Origin of the sequence: Streptomyces sp. NPDC058637, assembly GCF_042717325.1 — a bacterium.
Taxonomy (GTDB): domain Bacteria; phylum Actinomycetota; class Actinomycetes; order Streptomycetales; family Streptomycetaceae; genus Streptomyces.
This window is the reverse complement of sequence record NZ_JBHXRD010000012.1, coordinates 66,567-77,175: the sequence shown is the minus strand read 5'-3', so window position 1 is coordinate 77,175 and position 10,609 is coordinate 66,567. Positions and strand designations below refer to the sequence as shown.

The following is a 10,609-nucleotide window of genomic DNA, read 5'->3' as shown; positions in this document are numbered from 1 at the left end:
CGGACGTCCTGAACGACGCGTGGGGCGGCGTCGACCCGAAGCTCGCGGAGGTCGCCGCGCGGTACGGGGCGGGGCTCGTGTGCACGCACGCGGGGGGCGCGGAGCCGCGTACCCGGCCGCACCGGATCGCGTACGACGACGTGATGGCGGACATCCTGCGGGTGACGGCCGGCCTCGCCGAACGGGCCGTGGAGCTCGGGGTCCGGCCGGACGGGATCATGATCGACCCGGGGCACGACTTCGGGAAGAACACCCGGCACTCGCTGGAGGCGACGCGCAGGCTCGGTGAGATGGCGGACACGGGGTGGCCGGTGCTGGTCTCGCTGTCCAACAAGGACTTCGTCGGTGAGACGCTCGACAAGCCGGTCAGGGAACGGGTGCTGGGCACGCTCGCGACGACGGCGGTGTCGGCGTGGCTGGGGGCGCGGGTGTACCGGGTGCACGAGGTGGCGGAGACGCGGCAGGTGCTGGACATGGTGGCGTCCATCGCGGGCCACCGTGCGCCGGCTGTCGCCCGGCGGGGGTTGGCCTAGGGCCCGCCGCCGGGCCCCGGGCCGGCGAAGCCCCGCGCGTACTTCACGGACGTCGTCCTGCGGACGAGGAAGGGACGTGCGGGCCGGGTCGTCCCGGCACTTCCAGCCCGCCCGGCCGGGGGTTTCGGGGCTCCGCCCCGGGCCCCGCTCCTCGATCGCCGGCGGGGCTTCGATTGCGCCGCCGAACGCAGCCCGCCGGACGGCTCGGTTGCGGCCGGGGCGCCCTGAGGAGCGGAGTACGGGTCGCCGGGGGTGCTACCGCCCGACCTCCTTCGTCACCAGCCGGACCGCCTCGTCGACGTCGTCCGTGACGTGGAACAGCATCAGGTCGCGCTCGGACGCCTTGCCCTGGGCCACCACCGTGTCCCGCAGCCAGTCGACCAGGCCGCTCCAGTACGCCGTGCCGAACAGCACGATCGGGAAGCGTGTCACCTTGCCGGTCTGCACCAGCGTCAGCGCCTCGAAGAGCTCGTCCAGCGTGCCCAGACCGCCGGGCAGGACGACGAAGCCCTGGGCGTACTTCACGAACATCGTCTTGCGGACGAAGAAGTAGCGGAAGTTGACGCCGATGTCGACATGTGGATTCAGGCCGGACTCGAACGGCAGCTCGATGCCGAGGCCGACGGATACGCCCTTCGCCTCCCGGGCCCCCTTGTTCGCCGCCTCCATCGCCCCCGGGCCGCCGCCCGTGATGACCGCGAACCCCGCCTCGACCAGCGCCCGGCCGATTCGTACGCCCGCCTCGTAGTCCGGTCCTCCGGCCGGGGTGCGGGCCGATCCGAAGACGCTGATGGCGCTCGGCAGCTCCGCGAGCGCGCCGAAGCCCTCCACGAACTCCGACTGGATGCGCATCACCCGCCAGGGGTCGGTGTGCACCCACTCGGAATCGCCCTCGGAGTCCAGCAGCCGCTGGTCGGTCGTGCCCGGCTGCACCTGGTCCCTGCGCCGCAGCACCGGGCCCATTCGCTGCTCCTCGGGCTTCACCGCGCCCTCAGGAACCTGCGCGCCCTCGGGGATCCGTGCGTCCTCCGGGTTGCCCATGACCTGCTCCCTCCGCCGACATGCGTTGTACGTGTCGCTCCAGCGTAGATCGGTGGAGGTTACGCGCAGGGGAATGCCGTGAGTCAGCTGGTGAGCCAGGAGCGGAGCCGCTCCTCGCAGTGAGTGATCCGGTCGACGGCCACGTGCTCGTCCCGCTTGTGGGCGAACAGCGCGTCCCCGGGCCCGTAATTCACCGCGGGGATGCCGAGGGAGCCGAAGCGGGAGACGTCCGTCCAGCCGAACTTGGGCTGGGCCGTGCCGCCGACCGCCTCCATGAACGCCTTGGCCGCCGGGTGCGAGAGGCCGGGCATCGCCGCTCCGGAGTGGTCGTCGATCGTGAAGCCGGTGACGCCGCAGTCCGCGAAGACCTCACGGACGTGCGCCTCGGCCTCCTCCGCCGTGCGGTCGGGGGCGTACCGGTAGTTGACCACCACCGTGCAGGCGTCCGGGATGACGTTGGTGGCGACGCCGCCCTCGATGCGGACGGCGTTGAGCCCTTCGTGGTATTCGAGCCCGTCGATGACCGGGAGGCGCGGTTCGTACGCCGCGAGCCTGGCCAGTACGGGGGCCGCGGCGTGGATCGCGTTGGACCCCATCCAGCTGCGCGCGGAGTGCGCCCGCTCGCCGTCCAGCCGCAGATGGACCCGGAGCGTGCCCTGGCAGCCGCCCTCGACCTGGGCGTCGGAGGGTTCCAGGAGCACCGCGAAGTCCCCGTCCAGCCAGTCGGGGTGCGCCTCGGCCACCTTCCCGAGTCCGTTGAGGTGGGCGGCGACCTCCTCGTTGTCGTAGAAGAGGAACGTGAGGTCGCGGTTGGGCTCCGGCACCGTCGCCGCGATCCGCAGCTGGACGGCGACGCCCGACTTCATGTCGGAGGTTCCGCATCCCCAGAGCACGCCGTCCGCGTCGAGACGGGACGGCACGTTGTCCGCGATCGGCACGGTGTCGATGTGGCCGGCGAGCACGACGCGCTCGGCGCGGCCCAGCCGCGTCCTGGCCACGATGTTGTTGCCGAACCGCTCCACGGTCAGGTGCGCCAGCGGGCGCAGCGCCGCCTCGATCGCGTCGGCGAGGTCCTTCTCCCGCCCGCTGACCGACGGAAGATCGACGAGCCGAGCCGTGAGTGCCGGTCCGTCCAGAGCGAGGTCGAGCATGTGTCCGTCCATGGTCACGACCCTAAGGGACTTCTGTTCTCGGCCCCGCTCGTACCCTCCAGTACGGTGGGCCCCGTGCCCCGGACCGCCTCGCCCTCCCGCCGCAGCCGCCTCTTCCGATTCGCGGCCGCCTTCGTCGTGCTCTTCGCCCTGGCCGGTTACGTGGCCGTGCAGTACGTCTCCGGCCACAAGGGGGGCCCGCGCTGCACGGCGGGCGCCACCGACGGCGGCGAGGGCCGTACGTACGGGATGAGCCCCGAGATGGCCGCGAACGCCGCGACGATCTCCGCCGTGGGCACCACCCGCGGGATGCCGGAGCGCGCGGTGACGATCGCGCTGGCGACCGCGCTGCAGGAGTCCGGGCTGCGCAACATCGACCACGGCGACCGGGACTCGCTCGGCCTCTTCCAGCAGCGCCCCTCGCAGGGCTGGGGGACGCCGGAGCAGATCATGGATCCGGTCTACGCCGCCGGGGAGTTCTACGAGCACCTGGCCGAGGTGCCGGGCTACTCACGGCTGCCGCTCACCGAGGCGGCGCAGCGGGTCCAGAAGAGCGGGTTCCCGCAGGCGTACGCCAAGCACGAGCCGGATGCGGCGCTGCTGTCCGCCGCCCTGACCGGCCGGGCGCCCGCGTCGCTGACCTGCTCGCTGCCGACGGGAACCGGGCCCGCCCCGGGCCCGGGGGACGCGGCCGAGGTGCGGGCCGATCTGGTGCGCGCCTTCGGGAAGGACGTCCTGCCGGCCACCAGGTCGTCGGGCTCCTCCGCCGCGGGCACCGTGACGGTACCCGTGGCGTCGGCCACGGAGGCCGACGAGGAGGCGGCCCGGCGCGGCTGGGAGCTCGCCCACTGGGCGGTCGCCCGGGCCGACGCCCTGCGGATCGACGAGGTGTCGTACGCCGGACGGATCTGGACCGCCGACACGGGCTGGCGGACGGAACGTAAGGAATCGGGCACGGCGACCGTCAGAATGCGGCTCGCTCAGTAGTACGGACCGTCATCCGTACGGGCTGTCCGGCCGTCCCCCGGCCCTCACCCGGCCCACCGCATCCGCGACTCCGTCAGGATGCCCTGATTCTCTTGCGGGCAAAGGGGAGTGACGGTTCATCAGGTGACCGTCCGGGGCTGCGCCCATCCGGGTCCCCCCGTTGCGGATTATCTGACGCATTACCCAGTCTTTACCTCGGTGCCCCGCAACCTTCCCCGCCCTCGGACCGGTTGTTCAGTGCGTCCGATCACCGGGCAGGCAGGTTCCACCTCTGCCGAGACCCGTAGAAGTCCCGTAGAAGTCCCGTCGAAGGAGCATCATGTCCCTCCCCCTGACCCGTCGGATCGCCCGTGCCGCGCTGCTGATCGCCGCAGGTGCGGCACCCGTGGTCGGCGCGGCCGGTGTCGCAGGTGCCGCGGGGCTCCCGCAGACCCCGGCCCTCGGCGGCCTGACCTCGCTCGACGGCGCCGGTACCACGCTCGACGGCGCCGCGAAGCAGGGTGCGAAGGCGGCGAACAAGACCGGCGGCAAGGTCGTCGGCACGACTCTTCCGGTCGCCGGTGAGACCGTCGCGAAGGCGGGCACCGTCGCGGACGGCGAGCTGGCGAGCGACACCCTGTCGACCGGCGGGCTGCCGACCGGGGGCCTCCCCACCGGCGGCCTGCCGATCGGCTGACCCACCCGGCACCCACGCGAAGGGGCCTCGGGAGTCCGCACTCCCGAGGCCCCTTCGCGTATCACCGAGGGCCGAGGACAGCCGGTCGGCGTATTTCCATGGCTAGGACAGCCGCTTGACCGCCGCGTCCACCCGCTCGTCCGTCGCCGTCAGCGCCACCCGTACGAAGTGGCCGCCGGCCGGGCCGTAGAAGTCGCCCGGCGCCACCAGGATGCCGAGCTCCGCCAGCGCTGCCACGGTCTCCCAGCACGGTTCGTCGCGGGTGGCCCACAGGTAGAGGCTGGCCTCGCTGTGCTCGATCCGGAAGCCGTGGGCCTCCAGCGCCGCCCGCAGGGCCGTACGCCGCCGGGCGTACCGCGCCCGCTGCTCCGCCACGTGCGTGTCGTCGCCCAGTGCCGCGACCGTCGCCGCCTGGACCGGCGCCGGGGTCATCATCCCGCCGTGCTTGCGGATCAGGAGCAGCTCGCCGAGCACGGCCGCGTCGCCCGCGACGAAGGCCGCCCGGTAGCCGGCGAGGTTGGAACGCTTGGAGAGCGAGTGGACGGCGACGACACCCTCGTACGTACCGCCGCAGACGTCCGGGTGGAGCACGGAGACCGGTTCGGCCTCCCAGCCGAGCTCCAGGTAGCACTCGTCGCTGAAGACCAGCACGTCGTGGGCGCGTGCCCAGGCGACGATCCGGGTCAGCTCGTCCTTGGGCAGGACGCGGCCGGTCGGGTTGGACGGCGAGTTGAGCCAGAGCAGCCTGAGCCCCTCAGGGTCCAGCTCGGTGGGGTCGTCGTAGACGACGGGTTCGGCACCGCAGAGCCGCGCGCCGACCTCGTACGTCGGGTAGGCGAGCCGCGGGTAGGCCACCTTGTCACCCGCGCCGAGGCCCAGCTGGGTCGGCAGCCAGGCCACCAGTTCCTTGGAGCCGACGACCGGCAGGACGTTCTCGTGGGCCACGCCGACCGCGCCGAGCCTGCGCTCCACCCAGCCGGTCAGCGCGTCGCGCAGGGCCCCGGTCCCCCACACCGTCGGATAGCCGGGGCTGTCGGCGGCGGCGATCAGCGCCTGCTGGATCAGTTCGGGCACCGGGTCGACGGGCGTGCCGACGGACAGGTCCACGATGCCGTCCGGGTGGGCGGCGGCCGTCGACTTGTAGGGCGCGAGCTTGTCCCAGGGGAAGACCGGGAGGCGGGAGGAGACAGGGGCTGCTGCGGACACGGAACTCTGCTTTCTCGTACGGGCTTTCGCGTACGGCGTACGGGGCTTTCACGCAGTGCACGACGCACCGTCGCGTGTGTGCACGACCCACCGTCGCGTACGTGGACGACGCACCGTCGCGTGTGTGCACGACGCACCGTCGCATACGTGGACGACCCACCGTCACGCACGTGGACGACGCACCTCGCGTACGTGGGGGCGGCCGGGAAACACCTCGGTCCCGCACGGTGACAAGCCGTACGGGACCTGGCGGCGCTCGTTGAGCCGCTGCTACTGGTTCTGCGGCGGCAGTGCGGCGATGAACGCGTGGTCGCGCTCGATGAGACCCAGCTTGGAGGCGCCGCCCGGCGAACCGAGGTCGTCGAAGAACTCGACGTTGGCCTTGTAGTAGTCCTTCCACTCCTCCGGGGTGTCGTCCTCGTAGAAGATGGCCTCTACCGGGCAGACCGGTTCACAGGCTCCGCAGTCGACACACTCGTCCGGGTGGATGTACAAGGACCGTGAGCCCTCGTAGATGCAGTCGACGGGGCACTCTTCGATGCAGGCCTTGTCCTTTACGTCGACACAAGGCTGCGCGATGACGTAGGTCACGCTGTCGTTCCTCCTCGGTAGGGCGTTGGCTCTCGCGCGGGAGCGCGGCGTCGTCGATGCCCGCCCCTAGTATCTCCGTTCCGGGGCACGATCCGAACAGGAGGGGCGAACAGAGCTGTGGAATTCACCATCGGCGGACGACTCGAGGTTCGCATGACACCTGCTGACGTGGGCAAACGCGTATCGGTGCGGCGCGTCGCCGATGCCCCTGGCGAGGGCGCGAGGTTCACCGACACGGTAGGTGTTCTCACATCGTGGGACGACGGGGTGCTGTCGATCACAGGCAAGAGCGGGGAAAGCGTCCGCATCGCGGAATCGTCGCTGGTGGCGGGCAAGGTCGTACCCGCGGCACCGGCCCGCCACCGTGGCCCCGCCGCCTCCTTCGAGGAACTCACCCGGGTCGCCGCGCGGGCCTGGCAGCCGGTGGAGAGCGAGCCGTTGGGCGACTGGCGGCTGCGCGCCGCCGGCGGCTTCACCCGCCGCGCGAACTCCGTGCTCCCGCTCGGTGATCCCGGGCTGCCGCTCGGCGAGGCGCTGGGGCGCGTCCGGCAGTGGTACGAGGAGCGGGGCCTGCCCGCGTACGTCCAGACCGGCACCGGCGCCGAGGGTGCGCAGGAACGGCTCTGCGCGGAGCTGGAGGAGCACGGATGGCGGCGCGAGGTGTCGGCCGAGATGCGGATCGCCGCCCTGGCCCCGGTCGGTGATCTGGACGCGGACGTCTCGGCGGTGCGCCTGTCCCGCTCGACGGACGACGCCTGGCTCTCCCGGTACCAGCGCTTCGACACCCCGGGCGCGCATGTCCTGAAGGTGCTGGGCAGCGGACCGTCGGTCTGGTTCGCCTCCGTACCCGGCGACGCCGCCGTGGGCGACGGGGTGCCCGCCGCTATCGGGCGCTGTGTGGTGGACGGGCGGTGGGCGGGGTTCATGGCCGTCGAGGTGGGCGCCGGGTACCGGCGCCGCGGCCTCGCCACGGCCGTGATGACGGCGCTGGCGCGCAAGGCCCTGGACGAGGGGGCGTCGGCCGCCTGGCTCCAGGTGGAGACGGACAACGAAGGGGCACGTGCGCTGTACGACGGCATGGGCTTCGCCACCCACCACCGGTACCACCACTTCCGGTCCGCGTAGCGGAACCACCAGCAGAGGATATGTGTCGCAGATGAGCGCTCAGGACTCCGGGACGGCCGAACGCCGGCGACGGTTCGCCGACGAGGCACGCGCCGAACGGCCTGATCTCGCGCTCCTCTGCCTGCTGGTGGGCGCGGAGGCCGGGGAGGCCGCGTCCGTCTCACCCGCCGACCCGTACGGCGTCGACGCGGCGGAGATCGAGCTCGACCGGCTGGCCGGACTCCTCCCGTACGGCACCCGTGGTGCCCGTGCCTGGGCCTCCGCGCTCGCCGAACTGCTCGGCGGGCGCTGCGGTTTCGCGGGCTCCTCCACCGACTACCAGCGGCTGGACTCCTCCCTGCTCCAGCAGGTCCTGCGACGGCGCCGCGGGCTGCCGATCCTGCTCTCCGTGGTGTGGATGGAGGTGGCGCGGCGGGCGGGCGCCCCCGTGTACGGGGTGGCTCTGCCCGGTCACTTCGTGGTCGGTTTCGGCGATCCGGCGGAGCGGGTGCTGGCCGACCCGTTCGCCGGGGGTGCGCCGCTGAGCGGCGAGGACGCGGGCCTGATGGTGGTGACGGCGACCGGGGCGCCGCTGGAGCCGTCCATGACGGTGCCCGCCAGGCCGTTGGAGACGGTGCTGCGGATCCTGAACAACATCAGGGCCTGGGCCGCCGCCCGGCCCGAGCGCACGGACGTGGCCCTGTGGGCGCTCGAACTCTCGCTGCTGCTCCCCTCGCACCCGGCCAGGCTCCGCTACGAGCGGGCCCAGCTCCTCGTCCAGCGCGGGGAGTTCCTGCGTGGGGCGGCGGAGATGGAGGAGTACGCGGAGGTCGTCGACGGCATCGAGCCGACGGCTGCCGAGGCCATCCGCCACCGGGCCCAGGCCGCCCGGGCACTGCTCAACTGAGAACGGGACAGCGGCGGTCACCCTGCGGGGTGACGAGCCGTTCGAACCGGCCCGCAGGGCCCGGTCGCCTCGTCCCGGCGATCGGTCGTCGTGCGTACCGGTGAACGGGCGAGGTCCCTGACGCACGGCGAGGGCCGGTCGCCGTCCCGGCCGTTCCCTTCCGGCTCGGCCCCCGTGCCGCAGACCGTCGAGGCCCACAGCGACAACGCCCGGGGCGGAGCCGCGTACGGGGGACAACGAGGCCGCCCCTGTCCGGAGATCCGGACAGGGGCGGTCGTACGGTCGCTGCGCGGCGGGTCAGCCCTCGCCGCCGAGGTCGATCGCGACGGTGCGCTCGGCGGGGGTCTTGCCGAGCAGCGCGGTCTGCATCGCGTGGGCGACGTCGTCGGCACTGACCTCGTGCTGCGTTCCGTCGCCCTTGGTGACCATGATGCCGTCGAACACGCCGTCCAGCAGCGTCTCGATCGCCTTCTTGTCGTAGACCTCGACCAGCCTGCCGTCGACCGGCTTCATCGAGAGGATCTGCGGCAGGGACCTCGCCGGACCGAAGTCGATCCGCTTGGGCCCGGCCGTGATGGTGACCAGCCCGGACATCGCCGGCTCCGCGAACTCCTTCATCGCCCGGTCCAGTTCGGCCTGGTCGATGGTGGGCTCGGTCTCGGCGACGGGCAGTTCGACCACGGACGACTTGCCCGTCTGCACCTGCGCGCGGTAGGCGTCCCGTACGGAGATGATCGACCGGTTGACGTCCAGGGCCTCACCGTTCTTGCCCGGTACGGCCACGGCCTTGTCGGGCTCGAACCTGATCGTGCCGTCGTCGGCGGATCCCGAGATGCCCGCCAGGTCGGTCAGCGCGACGCCGAGCTTCTCCTCGTCGACCGGGATCACCGGGTCGGCCGGGCGTGCCCCGCCGAACAGGGAACCGATCACGGAGACCGGGTTGTAGTCGCTGCCCGCGGCGCCTCGGACGGTCTCCTGGCTGTCCAGGGTGAGGCCGGCCTTGTCCGGGACGAGCTTCTGCTCCTTGCCGTCCACGGACAGCTTCAGGGGAGCCTGGGCGCGCTTCCCGAGGGCGGCCTCCAGCTTGACGACCGCCTCCTCCTTCGTGCCGCCGCCGATGTCGACTCCGAGGACCGTGGTGCCCTTGGGGACCTCGGAGTGGTTCATCAGGAGTCCGGCCCCGTAGGCGATGCCCAGCAGGACGAAGACACCGACGCCCAGGAGGACCAGCTTGGAGCGGCCCTTCCTGGCGGGCGGCGCGGGCTTCGGAACCGGCCGGGCCGCGGGAGCGGGAGCCGGAGCGCCCGGACCCGCGGGCCCGCTGCCCATCGGGCCGTCGCCCAGGTCGGCGCGCGGGCCGCCGGGGGCACCGGGACCGCCGGGGAACGGCGAGCGGGACTCCGGCGGGATGACGGGGATGCCACTGGTGAGCGTGTCACCGGAGACATGACCGCCGGGACCCGGTGCGGGCGCGGCGGGCTGCGGCGTCAGGATCGCCGTGTCGTCGGACATCCGCGGCGGTACGCCACCGGGGCCCGCGGGGCCGCCGGGCCGGGGTCCGGACGACGGCCCACCGGGACCGGAAGGACCGCCGGGGCCGCCGGGGCCGGGCGGGCCGCTCCGGCCCGCGAGGACGTCGAGGTTCGGCGTCAGGGGAGAACTCCCGGTGACCGGACCCGTGGTGGGCCCGGCGGGGCCGGGTGTACGGACGCCGAGATTCGGAGTGCTCCGCGGACCGCCGGGACCGTCGGTCCCGAACTCGTCGAGGGCACTGCGGTCGCCGGGCTGCTGCGGCCCGTCCGAGAAGTACGGCAGGTCGGCGCGGGGCGGTGTCGGTACGGAGCCCGAACCGCCGCCCGGACCACTGCCCAGGGCGGGCGGACCCGTGGGGGTGGGCTCGGCCGCACCCGCGCCGGCGGGCGGGGCCTTGCGCGGCGCGAACCAGTCGCTGCCGCTCTTCTCCCTGGCCGGCTTGTCGGAGGCCTCGGCCCCCGGGCCGCCGTCCCGCGCGTCCGGACGGGATCCGCCACGCTCGCCACCGGGCGCTCCGCCGGAGGACGGCGCGGGCGCGCCGGGCCTCGGGGTGCTGCCGGTGCGCTCGGCGTCCGGACGGGCGTCGGCCGCGTCGGTTTCGCTCATCGGCGTACGCATGACGACAGGCGGGATCGGACGCGAACCCGGGATGTTGATCCGGATGCGCGTCGTCAGCGTCGTCTCGGTTCTGGGTTCCTCGGGCTGAGGCGGATCCGCAGGCTCCGGAGTTCCCCCCGGCCCGTCCGGGGACGGGTGCGGCGACGGATACTGGCGTGATCCGTACGGCGGCGTACCCGACGGGTACGCGGCTCCGCCGCGCCCCTGGGGCCCGGAGGACGAACTGTCAGTTTCACGACTCAAAGCAGGTTCTCCCGATTGG

Annotated in this window: 10 protein-coding genes; 5 read left to right on the top strand and 5 right to left on the bottom strand. The window is 72.9% G+C overall.

Going from position 1 to position 10,609, the window contains the following annotated elements:
• Positions 1–533 (top strand): dihydropteroate synthase (locus tag ACFWVP_RS14605; RefSeq protein ID WP_384496635.1); only part of this gene is annotated, 533 nt, incomplete at its 5' end.
• 255 nt (positions 534–788) lie between these two features.
• Here the strand turns inward: ACFWVP_RS14605 and ACFWVP_RS14600 are convergent.
• A complete protein-coding gene (locus ACFWVP_RS14600) occupies positions 789–1,574 on the bottom strand; it encodes a TIGR00730 family Rossman fold protein (protein ID WP_384496633.1) in 786 nt (261 codons plus the stop codon).
• An 83-nt stretch (positions 1,575–1,657) separates the two neighbouring features.
• On the bottom strand, positions 1,658–2,737 hold the full coding sequence (gene dapE / locus ACFWVP_RS14595; protein WP_384496631.1) for a succinyl-diaminopimelate desuccinylase: 1,080 nt from the start codon (positions 2,735–2,737) through the stop codon (positions 1,658–1,660).
• A gap of 63 nt (positions 2,738–2,800) precedes the next feature.
• On the opposite strand from dapE, the gene ACFWVP_RS14590 reads away from it, so the two are divergent.
• Both ACFWVP_RS14590 and ACFWVP_RS14585 read left to right on the top strand, forming a co-directional pair.
• Positions 2,801–3,712 carry a hypothetical protein gene (locus ACFWVP_RS14590; protein WP_384496630.1) on the top strand — a complete coding sequence of 304 codons (912 nt, stop codon included), beginning with the start codon at positions 2,801–2,803 and terminating at the stop codon, positions 3,710–3,712.
• 319 nt (positions 3,713–4,031) lie between these two features.
• On the top strand, positions 4,032–4,388 hold the full coding sequence (locus tag ACFWVP_RS14585) for an ATP-binding protein (protein ID WP_384496629.1): 357 nt from the start codon (positions 4,032–4,034) through the stop codon (positions 4,386–4,388).
• A 102-nt stretch (positions 4,389–4,490) separates the two neighbouring features.
• Here the strand turns inward: ACFWVP_RS14585 and dapC are convergent, their stop codons facing one another.
• Both dapC and fdxA read right to left on the bottom strand, forming a co-directional pair.
• The gene (dapC, locus tag ACFWVP_RS14580; protein ID WP_384496627.1) at positions 4,491–5,594 is read right to left on the bottom strand and encodes a succinyldiaminopimelate transaminase; all 1,104 of its coding nucleotides are present in this window, start codon (positions 5,592–5,594) and stop codon (positions 4,491–4,493) included.
• 270 nt (positions 5,595–5,864) lie between these two features.
• Positions 5,865–6,185 carry a ferredoxin gene (fdxA, locus tag ACFWVP_RS14575; RefSeq protein ID WP_014154250.1) on the bottom strand — a complete coding sequence of 107 codons (321 nt, stop codon included), beginning with the start codon at positions 6,183–6,185 and terminating at the stop codon, positions 5,865–5,867.
• A gap of 117 nt (positions 6,186–6,302) precedes the next feature.
• Between fdxA and ACFWVP_RS14570 the strand changes: the two genes are divergently transcribed.
• Positions 6,303–7,310: a GNAT family N-acetyltransferase gene (locus tag ACFWVP_RS14570; protein WP_384496625.1), complete on the top strand. Its 1,008-nt coding sequence runs from the start codon at positions 6,303–6,305 to the stop codon at positions 7,308–7,310.
• Positions 7,311–7,341: 31 nt separating this feature from the next.
• Positions 7,342–8,196 (top strand): transglutaminase-like domain-containing protein, encoded by an 855-nt coding sequence (locus tag ACFWVP_RS14565; protein WP_384496623.1) that lies wholly within the window; start codon positions 7,342–7,344, stop codon positions 8,194–8,196.
• Between the two features lie 297 nt (positions 8,197–8,493).
• Here the strand turns inward: ACFWVP_RS14565 and ACFWVP_RS14560 are convergent, their stop codons facing one another.
• Positions 8,494–10,590, bottom strand: coding sequence for a hypothetical protein (locus ACFWVP_RS14560; protein ID WP_384496622.1), 2,097 nt, complete (start codon positions 10,588–10,590; stop codon positions 8,494–8,496).
• Between the last annotated feature and the right edge of the window lie 19 nt (positions 10,591–10,609).

Excerpts from the sequence above, each read along its gene's own strand:
- dapE (WP_384496631.1), bottom strand. The coding sequence starts at position 2,737 with ATGGACGGACACATGCTCGACCTCGCTCTGGACGGACCGGCACTCACG.
- ACFWVP_RS14565 (WP_384496623.1), top strand. The coding sequence starts at position 7,342 with ATGAGCGCTCAGGACTCCGGGACGGCCGAACGCCGGCGACGGTTCGCC.
- ACFWVP_RS14585 (WP_384496629.1), top strand. The coding sequence starts at position 4,032 with ATGTCCCTCCCCCTGACCCGTCGGATCGCCCGTGCCGCGCTGCTGATC.
- ACFWVP_RS14600 (WP_384496633.1), bottom strand. The coding sequence starts at position 1,574 with ATGGGCAACCCGGAGGACGCACGGATCCCCGAGGGCGCGCAGGTTCCT.